The organism is Streptomyces sp. NPDC005566 (genome assembly GCF_040605575.1).
GTDB lineage: Bacteria > Actinomycetota > Actinomycetes > Streptomycetales > Streptomycetaceae > Streptomyces.
Genome location: NZ_JBEXDB010000010.1, coordinates 49,872 through 65,967, shown reverse-complemented (window position 1 = coordinate 65,967; position 16,096 = coordinate 49,872). Strand labels below are relative to the sequence as shown.

Here is a 16,096-nt window from a genome sequence, read left to right as displayed (position 1 = left end):
ACGGACCGCATGGCGCACCTTGACCGGGTCAAGGTGCGCTTCAGCCCAGTCAATTGCGCTGGTCCCCAACTCGGTCCCCAGCTGGTCCCCAGGAATGATCGAAAGGCCGCTTCAGATTTCCTCTGAAATGGCCCCTGACCTGCGACTTCGTAAAGTCGGGACGACAGGATTTGAACCTGCGACCCCTTGACCCCCAGGAGTAGAGGTCATCCCTTTTGTCTGCACATACAGCTAGAAATTAGGGAGCATGGCGCGCGGCGACGTGCGTGCCGTTCAGGTGTGCGGACACCGTGTGGTCCCCAACTGGTCCCCATAGGGCACGTTCCGTTGGCCAGTGATCGCCGCAACAGCAAGGCCCACACCGCGCAACGGTGACTCATCCGACAGTCGTGTCTGTTGGACGAGGGTGGAGCGGCCGGGCTCTCGGAATCCGGCCGTATCCGGGACGTTGGAATGGGGGTGAGGTGGCGAGGTCGGTGAGGTGTCGCCTCAGTGGGCGGGCAGACGGAGACAGGTGAAGTCCTTCGTGGTGAGGACACCGAGGAGGTCTTCGCCCGCGATGGCAACGGCGTCCACCCTGGCACCGGGATGGACGCGGAAGGCGACTCGATCCGCGTCGGCGTCCAGGAAGGTCAGGCTCTGGTCGGGGCGGACGACAAGTGCGAGGCGGCGGCCATGCACGGTCAGCAACCTGAGGATCGGGGAAGCCCGACGGTGGCTGATGTCCTCATAGCGCCACATCGGCTTGCCCGAGAGGGCGTGGAACACCGAGATTCCGCCGTCGAGCAGGACGCCAATCACCGGTTCGCCGCGCCACAGGGCCAGGTGATGGCCACTCAGCGGAGGGACGGAGGACCTGAGCAGAGAGAAACCGGGCGTGCCGTCTGGGAAGGAGTAGACCTGGATCCCACCGCCTTGTGCGTGTGGCACCGCGGCGAGCAGGTTTCCTTCGTGTTCGACGTACTGCACCGGTGCCCCGTTGCCGTGCGTGCTCCACTGCCCGATCAGCTCTCCGTCCAACGACCATGCTCTGAACCGGTCGCTGTGGGGGCCGACGATCACGTCCTTGCCCTGGAGCCGGCCGAGTCCTGGTGTCAGACGGTTCGGGAGTCGCAGGTCGAGCGGGTCTTTGTCGAGGAAGGTCACGTGGGTCGGGCCCCAGAACATGTCCTGCCAGCTGTATCGCAGGGGTGGCAGTTCCGGGTGGCCGACTGTGCGGCGGTTCGGGGCCGCGTGCCCGCGCGGGGGAGTCACATCATCCCCCGTGGCGGCGTCGAGGAACCTGTCGAGGAGGAAGAACGACTGGCGGCCGGCGTACTGACCGGCGCTCAGGGTGGGCCGGAGCCGGCCGCGGTGTTTCCGTCGGCTCGGCGGGCCCGTCGGTGCCCGCAGGGTCCACACCCTCGGAGCAGGACTGTCACCCTGCCAGGACAGGACGTGATGTCCTTGGGCGTCTGCCCGGACATGGCGGAAGAACGCGGGGGTTCCACTGACCGTGGCGGCAGCCCGCGGGCGGCCGTCGAGGCCGACGACCCCAAGTTCGTCGTCGGGTTCTCCGTAGCAGAGCAGGAACTTCTCACCGGGAGCCGAGACGAGCTCCGCCCAGCTCAACCGCCGGTATTCCGTCCACTCGGCCAGGGTGTTGCTGCGCACGATCCGCTGGCGCTGCCGATCCGTCGCCAGCGGCGGATTCGCGAGCGTCGAAACCACCCACGTCCTGTCCTCCCACACGGTCACGGAAAGGATCACGTGGCCCTTGGCGCGGCGTGGAGGGGAGGACCTCGTCACCCGCCACCCTGCGCCCGGGTCAACGGCCCACTCCCAGATCCGTCCGTTGCCCACGCTGTCCACGTCACTGCCAGCGATCACCACCACGAGTCGCCCCGCGCGCATGCCCATGCCGATCCGCCAGCCGCCGCGCGATCCGTACCACCACAGGGGTGTGTGTCCGACGTGGGGCACGGGGACACGCGTCAGTCTCTTGCCGTCGGTCGGATCCACCAGGAGGATCGCCCCGGGTTCCAGCAGCGCCACGACGGGCCGGCCTTCGACGTCCGTGACGGCCCACCCGAACGCCCGAGTCTGCACCGAGGGTCCTGCGGGGGCGAGGGTACGCAGATCGAAGAGCCCGAGCACCGCCCGGGAACCGAACCCCTCCTGGGCACCGGACAGGACGAGGAGACGCGAGGACTCCGCGCCGGGCAGCGGGGCGAGGGCTCGAACGGGATGAGCGGCGGCGCCCGGCAGTTCGCCCAGGCTCGTTCCCGTGGCGAAGTCCCACAGCCGTACCCGGTTCGGGGTCTCCGCCGTGACGACCACCTTCCGACCGTCGAAATCCAGCAGGGTGACAGCGGTCACCTCACCCTCGTAACTGCCGATCGCCCGGTAGCCCGCGGCCCTGGCGTCGAGGGGCAGGGTCCACCGGGTGTCCCAAGGCGGACGCTCGCCGCCCCGGGCCCCTGCCGCTTCGGTGAGCTCATGGGCGCCCGACTGAAGCGCGGACAGCTGGAGTTGGGCCAGCCTTGCCTGTGGATCGGGTTCCCGGGACAGCTCTGGCCCCACTTGGTCGTAGACGGCCCGCGCGGCTCTTGCCGGAGCGGACCGTACGGTCGGTAGCCCCCGTTGCAAGGCCGTCGGTTCGGCGTGGACGAGAAATCCCGGGTCGCAGACCAGGTCGTCGAGGAGGCCGCAGCCCGCGGCATGGGTGGCGAGGTGAGCCAGGATGTAGGGGTCCGCTCCCGACCAGTCGCGCAGGCCCGTTGCCGCATCAGTGGGGACGAGGGAGAGCAGGGCGCGGGTGATGGCGGTCGGGGCACCAGGTGCCGCGTCCGCGCGCAACTCGACCGCGAACGACTCGTGGTAGAGGCGGTAGACCGAGCGCCCGTCGTCGTCCAGTTCCTCGACGATGTGCGCGCCCGCGGCCCGCATCACCCACCAGATATCGTCCGCCGTCACCGGGACGCTCGTCAGCTCCGAGGCGATCGCCGGCCACACCGTGGCACTGGGCAGCCCCGTACCCTGGGCCAGGGCGAGGGGAAGCAGCAGGGAGCGGGCTCGGTCGGCGTGTTCGTGGAGCTGGTCGCGCAGGGCCCAGCGGAAGGCGGGGCCGGCTGTGAGGGACGGTCTGTCCGTGGGACGCGGGATCTGCTGCCGCCAGCCGGGGGTCTTGGTGTCGAGAGGGCCGGGGCGGTGGGCGAGAGCCCGGGCGATCAAGCGGGCGACGAGGTAATTGTTGCCCTCGGCGTGCGCGGCGATTGCCTCGGCGACCTGCCGGGAGCTGGCGACGCCCTCATACGCTCCGGTACTGCCGAGACCGTCGGGGGCCCGGAGCAGCTTGTGCGCGTAATCGGCCACGTCCTGAACGCTGCCCCATTGCGGGTCGTCCAGATCCAGGGTGGTGAACCGGCGGCCCAGGGTTTCGACAATCCCCGGTCGGGTGCCGACGAGGAGCCGTACACATGGGATCTCCGCAAGGGGTGCGAGAAGCACCGAAGCGATGTGTTCGGCCTCGCCGCCCCTGCCGTCGCCGCTCGCCGTGCCCGCCTCGTCCAGGGCGTCGATCACGAGGACGAGCGGTTCGGACCGCTCCGCCAGAGCATGCAGCAGTTCCTCCCGACCGGTGCCGCCCGGCAGCCCGGCCGCGTCCGCGACCGCCGCGACCAGGTCGGACAGCAGTTTGTGACGGGCGTGGATCGCCGCGTGGATACGCCCCTTTTCCTGGAAGACACCGAGAAGCCACTCAAGGTCTCGTGGATCGGCGAGGCCGGTCAGTTCGCTCAGGTCGGGCGGACGGGTGACCTCGGAGTTCTCCACGACAAGACGGCCGAGCAGTGCGGACTTGCCCACGCCGGGGCTGCCGGTCACCACGAGTTGACGCTGGGCACTGAACACCGTCCGGCGTGGCCGGATGTCCGCGGTCACCATTCTGTGCATGAGGTACTCGTCGTCGTCCTTCCCGTGCACCCACGCCGTCAGGGCTCGCAGCGCTTCACGCCGCCCGGTGAAGTACGTCCCCCGCTCGGCCGTCCGTTCGGTTCCCCGACCCCGTGGTCCGAAGTGGATGACCATTTCCTCCCGTCGCCGTCGCCCTTCCGCACTGAGCGCGACGCGTTGCTCGGAGAGGTCGACGCCCTCCGCTGGAACGTCCGGTGCGTACCGGGGGTTCGGGAACAGCGGGACCTCGTCGCCGCACAGGGTGCCGAAGGTCGCGTGCTGGCCGGGGCTGCGCTCGGCGAGCTGTTCGTTGACCCGGTCGACGACCTGTTCCACGAACAGCTTGCGCTGGCGCGGGCCACCGAGCGTCGGGTCGTCGACGGCGTCGCGCAGGGCCTCGGCGAAGGCGCCGTCCGCGGCGAGTTCGAGTGGCCGGGCAGCTGCGATGACGGAGAACGACGTGAGGCGGTGCTGGTCGGCCTCGCGCGTCGCGGTCAGGCTGCGGGCCAGTTCGCGGACGGCATCGACGGAGCCCTGACCGGCGTAGCAGGTGTCGATGATCAGCAGGAGGCGCCGCAGGCCAGTCTCCGTCACGATGCCGACGACGTCCTCGGTGGCCAGGGCCGTGCCCTTGAGGCGCCCGGGGCGGCTGTCCCTGCACAGGAGGTAGTGGCGGTCGTCGGCGCTGCGGTCGCCGTGGCCGGTGTAGTAGAGGACCAGAGTGCCCTCGCCTCGGTCGTCATCGGACTCGGCCCAGTCGGCCAGCTCCGTGCGCAGTCCCTCGGTCGTGCAGCCGGAGACCCGGCGCGCGGTACCGTAGCCGAGCCGGGACAACACTTCGGCCATGACGTCGAGGTCCAGGTCGACGTCCGGCAGTTGATCGAGGTGTTCGTACTCCCGGTTTCCCGCGACGAGCGCCCACCGAGGTACGGCGGTGCCCGTCATCGCGCTCCCCCGGCCAGGCCCTCGGCTATGGCGGCGCCGGTTTCGGCGGCCGTGAGGTGGTGTTCGAGGGCGTGGGCGCGCCAGCCGTTGTCGACGAGGACGTCGTCGACCGTTCTCGTCGGGTCCGGGAAGAGGGGGGCGAGCCGTTTGGCGAGGGCGACGACGTCCCGTCGGTCGCACAGGTTGTGCCATCGGCGCACTCCACCGGGCCACGCGCCCCGGCCCGCCTGGGGTGCCGGGCGCAGCCGGTCGAAGACCAAGTTGGGGATGCCGAGCGGAGAGCCGATGGTGACCAGGGTCGTGACGGGCCATTCGGGGTGGGCGCACAGCGCCTCGTACGCGATCACGGATCCGAGGGAGTGGCCGACGAGCACGCGGGTCTCGGGGGTCACACAGTCGGCGATCTCCCGCTGGACGCTTGCGCGGACGACGTCGTCGGTGAGGTAGCGGTGTACCTGTTTCAGGACCCCGATCAGGAAGCGGTCGGCCACGCCCGCCAGAAACGACGATCTGCTGAGCGCGTACAGCGCTCGTTGCACCGAGTACGGTACGGCGGCCTTGCTCCGTGCCGTGCCGATGCCCGACGGGTCCGGCGCGGGCACCCGGTCCGGCTCCAGCCGGTTCGCCTCCCGCCAGAGGGCCAGCAGCAGTTCGGTTTCGAACGGATCCGTCACATCACGGTGGGCGTAAGCCGGTTCGCCCTTGGCGGAGGTGGTGCCGGGCGGTCGGAACCAATGTCCGTAGAAGGCGACTTCCACGTCGTCGGGCTTGAGCGGCGGGCCGTCGGCCAGGCGTACGCCGTCCAGCAGCGCGGGCGCGACGCTGCTGTGGAGCGTGTACTTGCCCAGGTACTGGTTTCCGACGCCGTGCACGATCACAATAGCTGCCATCGATCTGCTTCCCCCCGCAGGTCCGTCAAGTGCCGAGTAAGCCCGAGATCCTACCGATGGGACACAGCGGTGCGAGGCACCCCCTGTCAACGCCTCTCCGGCGCCGACACCTTCGGCCAGTGTTCCTGGAGCGTCCGGGCAGTCTCCATGATCACCAGCCAGAGGTCCGCGCCGGGGCGCTACAGGGCGTACAGGCGGCGCACGGGGTTGGTTCAGGGCGACTTCGACTGTGGATGGCAGCGGGCTGCCGCCACCCGCTACGCTCAACTCCAGCCCCGACCCACCGTCGGAGTCAACGCATAGAGCCTCCATCGATCCCGTAGCGACTCACCTGGCGTCTGAGCTCGCGGATGATGTCCTGCCATTGCCAGGAATCGCTGCCGCACCACTGTTCCTCGTCGACCGGCGACCAGGCCACCAGTTCCTCCAGGCGGTTGATCACCGTGGAGGTGTCGGTGTCGGGAATTCCGCTCATGCCGTCGAGTCGCTGCTTGATATCGTGCAGTTGGTGAGCCGCACGGTAGTAGGACAGTTGGGTGTCGCTGAGCCTGCGCATGGCGTAGCCGCCGCACCTGCTGCACCCACCCGCCAGGAACTACGGATCGCGATCGTCACCTGGATCGAACGCACCTACCGCCGCCGGCGCCAGAAACGCCTGGCCCGATTGACCCCCGTCGAGTACGGAGCCATCATGACCCCACCCGCAGCCCTGGCTGCATAACCCCGCTGTCACCTACTCGTGCAGCAGTCCCTCCTGAGCCGCGATGTCGGTTGGCAGGTTGGAAACCCAGTACTTGACCGGCTCGTTCTCCCCTTCTAGCCATTGAGCGATCAACCACCGCAGTGCGACACCGTCCAGGGTGGGTTTCGGGCGGCGGCCGGCGAGGCGGACACGCACGAACACGCAGCGAGCGGACATCGCTGGTTTGGAGCCCTTGCGCCAGGCGACCGTGACCGCTCGTGCACGTCCGGCGGCCAGGGCGTGCACGCGCAGGCTGACCGATCGGGTCCGGTAACGGGGCAGACCCCCGGCCCTGGTGCACTTCGTGGCTCAGGTAGTCAGGGGCCGGCGCTTCGAAGGCCGACTGCCCGCAGGTCCTCTTCGTCCGATCTGTACGGGTAGGAGTGGCCGTGGTCAAGGCTCTTCTGGAGGAGCGCCCCTTGTTCCTTGTCGACGTGGAAGACCGATCGGGCAGCGCATTCCGCGCACTTCTCGCACGTGAGGAATGGTCCTAGCGGGTGCAGTCCTTGGTCGCGATCGGCCAGGTACAGGATGGGCGCGATCCGATCGGGTCCGGTGTACCTAATTCTCTCAGTGGGGACCACCGGATGGTCTCCCATCAGCCGCCGCAGGGTGACAATGTCTGACTGCTCATGGCGATCCCACACCACCTGGGTCACTTCGAGCAATTGAAGGTCAGCGAGGAAGAGCGCTCGGTCGATGAGCAGGCGCAGGCTGCTGTGGGCCTCGTCGAGCTTGGCGGCAGAGACCGCAGGCACGTGTGTACGACCGTGGGCGTCGCCGTTCCGCTTGATGTTCAGACTCTGGCACGCCTCCTGAGCCTCGTCATCCGCGAGAAGGGCCGCGAGATCGTGGAGGGGGTGCTCTGGAGGCAGGTCGGACACGCCCGCTGCTTCCCCGATCTGCTCCAGGACCCGCTTCCAGTCCCCGAAGCCGGGGCCACCAATGCCGCCCGCGATCTTCCGTTTGAGGGTCCCCATTGCCTTGAAGCTGATACCGGCTTCGTGCGCGAGGGCGACAGTGGCCAACGCGCTGTATCCAAGCAGTGTTTCCGCAGCCTCAAGAACTGCTGAGTACTCCTTCCCCTCGTCGTCCTGGCCGCCAGCGGTTTTCTGCGCCTCGACGTTCCGCCACCGCAGCGCGATCGGATAGGGGTACCGCGTACGAATGATGAAGCCTGGATCGTCCAGTTGAGCGGCGGCGAGCGATCGGAGACGAGTTACCTGGCCTGCTTCGATGATGCGCCGCCTGGCTCCCTCCGAGCCGGTGCTCCGGTCGTCGAAGACTGAATTTGCCAGCCTTCCGGCCTCTGCTGCCCACCCTCCCAAGCGTTGCTCGGCAACGGACAGGTCGGTCAGCGCCGCAGACAGCGCCCGGTCATCGTTCGGCAACTCCAACTTCTTCAACTCGGACAGTCTGAGGTGTTGTTGAAGCGATCCGACTGCGAGAGAACCGACAACGTTGGAGCGCAGGAACGCGAGGACCAGCCGGGCATGGTCTGCCGTCAAGGGCTCGACGGGCCGCAGTACAAGAAGGCTTCGCACAGCAACAGCGGGCAGATCGACCTCCCTGACCACGGCAGCCTTCGGGCGCCCGGACACTACTGAAGACAGCAGGATGTCGCCGGCACGGAGGCGAAGGTGCTCTGGTACTTCACTTCGCCAGTCGTCGGCTCCCGGATCTCGCTCCGCGATCGCACCGTCTCGCCCGATGTTCTTCAGCCAGATGAGCCGCACGGCTCCCGGATCGGTCGAAGCGCAGGGGCCGACTGCGGAACGGGCGTTGAAGGCCCATCCACGCAACACCGATTCGAATACTGATGCGAACGGCAGGCGGTCTGCCGAAGGCGATTCCTCGCGTTGCTGGCCAGCGCCGGACAAGTGCCCCCCAGAGGTCTCGTGGTGACGAGATCCTACGGCCCGACGGAAGCTGCGGCCCCCGTCACCAGCAACTTACGGATCGAGAGCGGAGATGCCGGCCGACCAGCGGGCCGGGAGGAGGAGATCCGCGCAGAGGTGCAGTCCCTGGTGCGCGAGGCGAAGTAGGCCGCTGCGACAAGCGCGCGACACAAGGCGCCCAGCCACAGACTCAGAGTCGCATCAGCGGGTGGGCTAAAGTCGCCGAAGCCCGTAAACACGGTCCAATGACAAGGTTAATCATGGAGCTGCTCGACAGGGACCTCGCTGAGCTTGCCCTCGTCGCGCTCGTGCAGTAGCTGTTTCCCGCCCCACCACGTGCCCAGGGGGTCAGCATTGCCATCCCGGGGCCGGCTTTACGAAGTCAGACCGGCAAACAGCGGCCCGCCCCGGTGTTACGCCGAAGCCAGTTCCCGCGCGACCCCTCCAAGATCCCGATCAAGCTCTGCCAGGGTGTCCGACAGGGAGGCCCGAGGGCCGTCATCGATCAGGAGGTCGACGTGCTGGGCTTATCCGTCCCCTTCCCGGATCTTCATCACGGCCGACGCTGCGCTCAAAATCCCTGCACAGACCACTGGTCCCCAGAGCTGGTCCCCAAGTCAACCTCGCCGAGCAGTCAGACCAGTTAGAGGTCCTAACAGAAGTCTCGGACGATGTGACTGTCGGCTTGGATGCTCGTTGGACTGTTCGTGGGGAAGAAGAGTCACGTCCGTGGGTGGTCTCGGACGAACTGTGGTCGCTCATCGAGCCGTTACTACCTGGACCGGGGCCGAAGTTGGTCGCCGGGCGGCCGAGAGTTCCTGATCGGCAGGCGTTGTGCGGGATCTTGTTCGTGCTGCATACGGGGATCCAGTGGGAGTATCTGCCGCAGGAGCTGGGCTTCGGTTCGGGCATGACGTGCTGGCGACGGCTTGCCGCATGGAACGAGGCCGGCGTCTGGGACCGGCTGCACCTGGTGCTGCTGGCCAGGCTCCGAGCCGCGGGGAAGCTCGACTGGTCGCGGGCGGTGATCGACTCCTCCCATGCCCGGACCGCTCGGCGCGGCCCAAAAGCGGTCCCAGCCCGGTCGACCGCGCACGGCCGGGCAGCAAGCACCACATCCTTGTCGAGGGGCAGGGCATCCCACTCGCGGTGTCCCTGACCGGTGGAAACCGCAATGACGTCACCCAGCTCATGCCCCTCCTGGCGAAGATCCCGTCGGTGCCGGGTCTCGTGGGAAGACCGCGTCGGCGGCCCGACATCCTGCTTGGCGATCGTGGCTACGACCACGACAAGTACCGGCGCCTGGTCTGGGCGCAGGGCATCAGGCCGGTGATCGCCCGCCGAGGAGTTGCGCACGGATCCGGCCTCGGCGTTCACCGCTGGGTTGTCGAGCGCACGATCGCCTGGTTCCACGGATTCCGACGACTCCGCGTCCGCTGGGAGAGAAGAGACGACATCCACGAAGCCTTCCTCGGCCTCGCCACCTGCCTCATCACCCACCGCCACGTCCAACGCCTTTGTTAGGACCTCTTAGGGGCCTTGTGGTCGTGGTAGTACTCGATCCTGCCCACTTCGATGCTGCTCCTGTCTGTCAAGCGCCCAAGGACGCGCGGCGTTCTCTGCTTTCGACGCTGCTCTCGGTGTCGTTCCATGTTCGAGGTAGGCCGTCATACCCATGGTGCGGGCCTCGATACCTACCGTGGCCCGACCAGGTAATCCCACACCGGCCCGAACACTCCCGGGATCCACCGCTGAAGCTCAGAAGACGGCACCCAAGCCACCTCCGCAACCTCCCGTGGCGATACGACCCGAGCTTCGCCCGACAGCCATTGGCACACCACGTAGGCCACCCTCCTGCCGGTGGCAGGGTGCACCCGCTCACCCAGCACCGCAACGGCTCCACCACTACACCAGCCTCCTCCAGTGTCTCCCGCGTGGCAGCATCCTCGACGGACTCCCCCGCCTCAACCTTCCCCGACGGGAACGTCCAGACGAGACCGCCAGCCGGGACCGCGCGACGGATCAACAACACCCGTCCCTGATGCGCCACCACCGCGCCCGCGATTAGCCCATCCAGCGACACCTCAACTCTCCCTCTGAATTACCCTATTGACTGCATCCGGTCCGCCCAAGACGGACATCATCCACGGCATGGCAACCACAACAATCAGTATTCTGCCCACCGCTGGTGTGGCACTCCTTGCAGCAACTGTCGCCGCCTACGCCGCCCGCGGCAACAGCACCCGCGCCGGCTTCGACCTTGCCCGCACCCTCTACAACGACCTCACCTCAGGAGACACCGCCGCCTCCCGTGGCTCACTTGAGTTCTACCGGCGCGGCAGAAGCAACGAAGACCCTGACGAGGTCATGGACCACTACTTCAAACTCCTCTGGCAGTTCGAGCAGATCAACGCCGGACGCCAATCCCTCAAACGCCAACGCCTACTCAATGGCACAGGCCCTGCAGCCCGCTTCCTCGACGAAATGATCGACTGGCACGTCCGCGAATGGGGTAACCGCTGGATCGACATCCGCAGCCAGCTCGAATCCGCCCGCGACGAAGAGATACACGACGAACACAGCCTCGACACCTTCTGCCAGCTCCTCGCATCCGTTGCCCCAGGCCACTGGCAACTTAGTCGACTGAAGGAGGTTGTCGCCCAGCAGAGGGCTGCTCGAGAACTGCGAGAGCGCGAGGAGCGCGAGAGGACGGCGGCACATCCTCCATCCGCGATGACCTGAGCCCGACCACGCGCCACGGCCCCAAGCCTCGGCTCTCCCTCCGAACCGCATCGTTCACCGCATCTCCGGGACCCCGGCCGGACTTGATGCCGCCATGATCGACAGCCACCTGGTCAAGAGAAGGGTGCACCCGTGGTGAGCATGGATAGCCGACGTCGCGGTCTTGGTGATGCTCGGCGCCGTCCCCCCTCAGGCTGCCCTGGATCATCGAAGTCGACCGGGCGCAGGAAGGCACTGGGACCTCACCTCCAGCGCTGGCATCTTCATCACCAGACTCCGAACCGCGCATCGCCATCGCAGCCCGGTGCCTGGGGCGTAGCTGTTGCTGGAGATGGCTGCCTGGTCCGTGGGGCACCCGAGATATGAGGCGGCCCCACCAGCGGGGGTGCTGGTGGGGCCCGGGGGCTCTCGCGGCCGGGGGGTGAGCGCGGGTCAATGCCTCTGCTGCCCCGTCATCCTGGGGTTATCCGTGTGACTTTTCGGCACGCCTGGGAAGTAGGCACTGGGGCCCTTGGCCGACCACATCGAGATCGCCGCACAGCGCAACCAGGTGATCCAGTCGAGCCCCTCGCTGGATGAACGAGCACGTGCCAAGTGTGCCGCCGCCACCTGCCGCGCCCTCCAGCAGTGCGGCGCTCCCAGGACACCAGCAAGGCCATCCCCATCGTCAGGGTCGACCTCGCTGTCGGTGACGCGGGCCAGCCCCAGCTTCTGCCCGATCGCGCTGATCGACCAGGCCCGCCGGTGGTCGACGATCGCACCCGCGGGTGACTGAGGGGGCCACTCTGCGCATGCGACGAACGTCATCGCAAACGGTAGCCACCTCCGGATATCTCGTAGCAGGCGAGGGGAACATAGCCGCACATCGCCGGTTAGCCAAACCGGCGTTTGCGCGGACGATTGTTGTCCACCGTTTACTCCGAGCACCACGCCGGATCGATCCATCTGCGAGCAGCGACACCCGCCGCCGACGGATTTCCCCGGAGTCACTTTGGTGCTCCATACCACCCGGAGATTCACCACACTTGCCCACCGAACCGATAACAGCCTACCCAGACCGCCATCCGCGCACGAATAGTGTGGACGATGCCCCTTTCGTCCAAGATGACAGCAGGTCTTCCCTCCTGGCTAACGCCTGGTATTCGACGAGCGACCTTGCCACCTGCCTGCGTGTAGACTCCTCGACCCTGCGCCGTTGGCGCACCGCTCGGCCTCCGTCCAGGGCCCGCCGTTCATCGCCGTTTCGGAACGCGTCATCATGTACAGCGCGCTCGACGTTGAGGCATGGCTGCACAGCCACCGGACCGTCCCGCGCCGAGAAGCCTGATGGCCGAGAAATCCGTTGTACCGGTCGGTGTCCGGCTCACCACCGATATCGAGTACCGGCCTGATCGCCTAACCCCCTACCGTGCGCGAGTCCGCTGGTTCGATCCGGCTACGAAGCGCCGTCTTTCCTTGTCGGAAGGAAAGGCGGACGAGGACGAAGCACAGGAGTGGCTCCAGTCCATTATGGAAGCCGCGGAGGCAGGGCTGGCCCCGTCGCTCGCCACCATGAAGCTCGCCGAATACGGTGATGCGAAAATGGATCTCGCCCTGCGCGGACTGGAGTTGAAGACACTCGACCCATATCTCGCGGGCTGGCGTACTCGTGTCGTCCCCGCCCTGGGCCATCTCCCGGTCCGAATGATCACTAACGGCGTTGTCGACCGCACCGTGCAGAACTGGATCGCCGACGAGCACAGCCGCTCAACAGTGAAGAACACCATCGCCGTCCTGGTCCGCGTCATGGAGCAGGCTGTCCGTGACGGCATCATCAAGGTAAACCCCGCTCGGGTCACCGGCTGGCAGAAGCTCTACAAGCAGGCCGAGGACGAGCTCCTCGACCCACGCGCGCTGGCCCTCCCCGACTGGGAGACGCTCATCGCACTGGCCGACGCACTCGTCGCCGCATCCCACGACCAGTACCGGGGGTGGGGAGAGGTGGTCACCTTCGCCGCGTGCACCGCCGCACGAATCGGAGAGATCTCAGGCTGTCGCGTCGGGGACATCGACACGACCCAGTGGATCTGGACCGTGCGGCGCCAGACCACACCCGCACCCGGCGGACTGACCGACAAGGGCACCAAGGGCAAGCGGGCCCGCAAGGTTCCCATCGTCGAGGAGATCCGCCCCCTCGTCGCCCAGCGCATCCTGTCGGCCGGCCCCGATCCCGACGCCCGACTGTTCACCGGCCCACGAGGCGGACGCATCTCCACCGCCGTGCTGCGTGACGCCACACACTGGGACGACGTAGTCACCAAGCTCGGCTACGAACATCTGCGCCGCCATGACCTCCGGCACACCGCACTGACCTGGTTCGCCGACGCCGGAGTCCCCGTACACGTCCTACGCAGGATCGCCGGCCACGGTTCCCTGACCACCACCCAGCGCTACCTGCACCCCGACGTACACAAGATCACAGCAGCCGGAACGGCGCTCTCGGCCCACTTCAACGCGCTGCGCGCACCACGCTCGCTGCCGAGCCCCATCGTCATGACCCGCTGACCCGGTCAAGGACGCTGGTCCCCAGCTGGTCCCCAAAAACGGTCAAGGGCCGGTTTCGGATTGCTCCGAAACCGGCCCTGACCTCGACTCTCTCGAGTCGGGACGACAGGATTTGAACCTGCGACCCCTTGACCCCCAGTCAAGTGCGCTACCAAGCTGCGCCACGTCCCGCTGCCCGTCTGACCTGGTCTTTTCCCCTGGTTGAACGCGCATGAGAACAATACCGCACTTGGACGGGTGGTCACGAACCCGATTCCGGCCCTTGACCTCAACCATGCTTGATGTTCAACGCTGGGCGGCATGACGAACACGACTGCCGCGCAGCCGGTCCACGGGTACAGCGACCTGCACCGGCTGATGAGCCTCATGACGGGTGACGAGAAGCACGGGCCCGCCGCGACCTCCACGCTGGACGCCCTGTGGGTGCTGTACGACCGGGTGCTGCGGGTCTCGCCCGCCACCGTCGACGCCCCCGACCGCGACCGGCTCCTGCTCTCGAAGGGCCACGGGCCGATGGCGTACTACGCCGTGCTGGCCGCACGCGGCTTCTTCGGCGAGGAGCTCCTGCCCGGCTTCGGGTCGTACGACTCACCGCTCGGGCACCACCCCGACCGGCTGCTGGTACCGGGTGCCGAGATCGGCAGCGGGTCCCTCGGCCACGGACTCCCTCTGGCCGTGGGCAGTGCGCTGGGGCTCCGGGCGCAGGGACTGACCGACCCGCGGGTCTGGGTCCTGACGGGGGACGCCGAGCTGGACGAGGGCAGCAATCACGAGGCGATCGCCTACGCGGGCCCGGCCCGCCTGGAGCAGCTCCACACCCTGGTGATCGACAACGCCTCCGCGTCCCACGCCAGGCCCGGGGGCATCGCCGCGCGGTTCGAGGCTGCCGGCTGGTCGGTCCTGGTAGTGGACGGCCGGGACCACGAGGCGCTGTACGACGCCTTCACCGCACCGCATCCCGGCAGGCCGCACGCCGTGATCGCCCGCGTGACGCCCAAGCGCTGAACGCCGTACCTCCAAGCAGGACGACGCCGAAACAGGACAAAGGAGACACTTCCCATGGACACCATGCGTGACCGGTTCATCGCCACCACCTCACGACTGCTGGACGAGGACCCCCGCCTCGCCCTGGTGCTCGCCGAGATCAGCCGGGACGGTTTCGACCGGGCCGAGCGGACGCACCCGGACCGGGTGATCAACGTAGGGATCAGGGAACAGCTGCTCATCGGGGCAGGGGCCGGAATGGCCCTGACCGGGATGCGGCCGCTCATGCACACCTTCGCCAGCTTTCTGGTGGAGCGGCCCTTCGAGCAGGTGAAACTGGACCTGGGACACCAGGGGGTCGGCGGTGTGCTGGTCAGCGCCGGGGCCTCGTACGACTGGCCGGCCGGGGGCTTCACCCACATGTCGCCCGGCGATATCGCGCTCCTGGACACGCTCGACGGCTGGACGGTGCACGTGCCGGGCCACCCGGACGAGGCCGAGGCGCTCGTGCGGCAGGCAGTCGCGGCGGACGGCCGCGTGTACGTGCGCCTGTCCCTCCAGTCCAACGAGCGGGGCCGCCCCGTCGGCGGGACCGGCTTCGACACGGTCCGCGAGGGAACGGGCGGCGTGGTGATCGCCGTGGGACCGATGCTCGACAACGTGCTCGCGGCGACGCAGGACCTGGATGTGACCGTGCTGTACGCGACCACGGTGCGGCCCTTCGACGCGGCGGGACTGCGCCGGGCGGCCGGCGCGGGCCCGGCCGCCGATGTCGTGGTAGTCGAGCCCTACCTGGCGGGTACGTCCACGGCTGCAGCGGGCGACGCACTCGTCGACCTGCCCCACCGCGTCCTCGGGCTCGGGGTGGGCCGGGCCGAGCTGCGCAGGTACGGGCAGCAGGCGGAGCACCTGGCGGCGCACGGCCTGGACCCTCGCGGCCTTCGGCAGCGGATCACGGAGTTCCTGAGGACCTGAGTGCCCCTCAGCCGCCGGAAGCGGGCGGAAGGCTCAGCTCCGGGTGGGCGTCGAGCAGCTTGCGCGGGGCGGCCTGCCGCCAGGAGTCGGTGAGGACGGCCGTCAGCTCGGCCGCGTCCTCCAGAGCGGCGAGCCGCACCCGCAGCCAGGCGTAGTTGTCGTCGTGGCCCTCGCGGACGAAGAACTTCTCCGGCTCGGAGGCGATCAGCTCGGCCCGGTCCTCGACCGGGCACTTCACGCCGATGGTGGTGTCGTCGTCGCCCAGGGCGGCGAAGATCTTGCCGGCCACCCGGAAGGTGGGCTTCCCCCAGGCGAGCTTCTCGGCCGTGTCGGGCAGGGCCAGTGCGATGGTGCGTACATCGTCGGCGGTGGTGGTCATCGACGGTCCCCGATCCGGTGAGCTGCAGCGGCTGCGGTCCATCCGACCGTAGTGCCCGGCACCG

The 16,096-nt window shown here is 67.9% G+C and carries 12 protein-coding genes, 1 tRNA gene and 1 pseudogene; 6 read left to right on the top strand and 8 right to left on the bottom strand.

Annotated features, from left to right (window positions below; genetic code table 11):
• Nucleotides 1–489: 489 nt before the first annotated feature.
• The 3 genes from ABZS61_RS17725 to ABZS61_RS17715 all read right to left on the bottom strand — a co-directional run bounded on the left by ABZS61_RS17725 (nucleotide 490) and on the right by ABZS61_RS17715 (nucleotide 6,324).
• A complete protein-coding gene (locus ABZS61_RS17725; protein WP_356421299.1) occupies nucleotides 490–4,878 on the bottom strand; it encodes a caspase family protein in 4,389 nt (1,462 codons plus the stop codon).
• Complete coding sequence (locus ABZS61_RS17720; protein ID WP_356421296.1) at nucleotides 4,875–5,768, bottom strand: hypothetical protein; 894 nt, start codon at nucleotides 5,766–5,768, stop codon at nucleotides 4,875–4,877. Before ABZS61_RS17720 ends, ABZS61_RS17725 begins: the two co-directional genes overlap by 4 nt.
• Nucleotides 5,769–6,060: 292 nt before the next feature.
• Nucleotides 6,061–6,324 carry a hypothetical protein gene (locus ABZS61_RS17715; protein WP_356421847.1) on the bottom strand — a complete coding sequence of 88 codons (264 nt, stop codon included), beginning with the start codon at nucleotides 6,322–6,324 and terminating at the stop codon, nucleotides 6,061–6,063.
• Nucleotides 6,325–6,351: 27 nt separating this feature from the next.
• Between ABZS61_RS17715 and ABZS61_RS17710 the strand changes: the two are divergent.
• A pseudogene (locus tag ABZS61_RS17710) lies at nucleotides 6,352–6,489 on the top strand (IS3 family transposase); the annotation flags it as partial.
• Between the two features lie 12 nt (nucleotides 6,490–6,501).
• On the opposite strand, the gene ABZS61_RS17705 reads toward ABZS61_RS17710, so the two are convergent.
• Together ABZS61_RS17705 and ABZS61_RS17700 are read right to left on the bottom strand one after the other, a co-directional pair.
• On the bottom strand, nucleotides 6,502–6,756 hold the full coding sequence (locus ABZS61_RS17705) for a hypothetical protein (RefSeq protein WP_356421293.1): 255 nt from the start codon (nucleotides 6,754–6,756) through the stop codon (nucleotides 6,502–6,504).
• 71 nt (nucleotides 6,757–6,827) lie between these two features.
• Complete coding sequence (locus tag ABZS61_RS17700; protein WP_356421290.1) at nucleotides 6,828–8,390, bottom strand: restriction endonuclease; 1,563 nt, start codon at nucleotides 8,388–8,390, stop codon at nucleotides 6,828–6,830.
• A 751-nt stretch (nucleotides 8,391–9,141) separates the two neighbouring features.
• Here ABZS61_RS17700 and ABZS61_RS17695 point away from each other — a divergent pair.
• Nucleotides 9,142–9,932 (top strand): IS5 family transposase gene (locus ABZS61_RS17695; protein WP_356421287.1). Its coding sequence is split into 2 segments (ribosomal slippage): nucleotides 9,142–9,472 and nucleotides 9,472–9,932, totalling 792 coding nucleotides; the frame shifts between segments, so codons are not numbered across the junction.
• 67 nt (nucleotides 9,933–9,999) lie between these two features.
• Here the strand turns inward: ABZS61_RS17695 and ABZS61_RS17690 are convergent.
• Complete coding sequence (locus ABZS61_RS17690; protein ID WP_356421804.1) at nucleotides 10,000–10,440, bottom strand: NUDIX domain-containing protein; 441 nt, start codon at nucleotides 10,438–10,440, stop codon at nucleotides 10,000–10,002.
• Between the two features lie 119 nt (nucleotides 10,441–10,559).
• On the opposite strand from ABZS61_RS17690, the gene ABZS61_RS17685 reads away from it, so the two are divergent.
• On the top strand, nucleotides 10,560–11,150 hold the full coding sequence (locus ABZS61_RS17685; RefSeq protein ID WP_356421284.1) for a hypothetical protein: 591 nt from the start codon (nucleotides 10,560–10,562) through the stop codon (nucleotides 11,148–11,150).
• Between the two features lie 1,326 nt (nucleotides 11,151–12,476).
• Nucleotides 12,477–13,694, top strand: coding sequence for a site-specific integrase (locus ABZS61_RS17680; RefSeq protein ID WP_356421281.1), 1,218 nt, complete (start codon nucleotides 12,477–12,479; stop codon nucleotides 13,692–13,694).
• A gap of 97 nt (nucleotides 13,695–13,791) precedes the next feature.
• Here the strand turns inward: ABZS61_RS17680 and ABZS61_RS17675 are convergent.
• Nucleotides 13,792–13,865, bottom strand: a tRNA-Pro gene (locus tag ABZS61_RS17675).
• 129 nt (nucleotides 13,866–13,994) lie between these two features.
• Here ABZS61_RS17675 and ABZS61_RS17670 point away from each other — a divergent pair.
• Together ABZS61_RS17670 and ABZS61_RS17665 are read left to right on the top strand one after the other, a co-directional pair.
• The gene (locus ABZS61_RS17670) at nucleotides 13,995–14,699 is read left to right on the top strand and encodes a transketolase (RefSeq protein ID WP_356421278.1); all 705 of its coding nucleotides are present in this window, start codon (nucleotides 13,995–13,997) and stop codon (nucleotides 14,697–14,699) included.
• Nucleotides 14,700–14,753: 54 nt separating this feature from the next.
• Nucleotides 14,754–15,653, top strand: a complete 900-nt coding sequence (locus ABZS61_RS17665; RefSeq protein ID WP_356421275.1) for a transketolase — start codon at nucleotides 14,754–14,756, stop codon at nucleotides 15,651–15,653.
• A 7-nt stretch (nucleotides 15,654–15,660) separates the two neighbouring features.
• Here the strand turns inward: ABZS61_RS17665 and ABZS61_RS17660 are convergent, their stop codons facing one another.
• Complete coding sequence (locus ABZS61_RS17660) at nucleotides 15,661–16,032, bottom strand: MmcQ/YjbR family DNA-binding protein (RefSeq protein WP_356421272.1); 372 nt, start codon at nucleotides 16,030–16,032, stop codon at nucleotides 15,661–15,663.
• Nucleotides 16,033–16,096 lie beyond the last annotated feature (64 nt).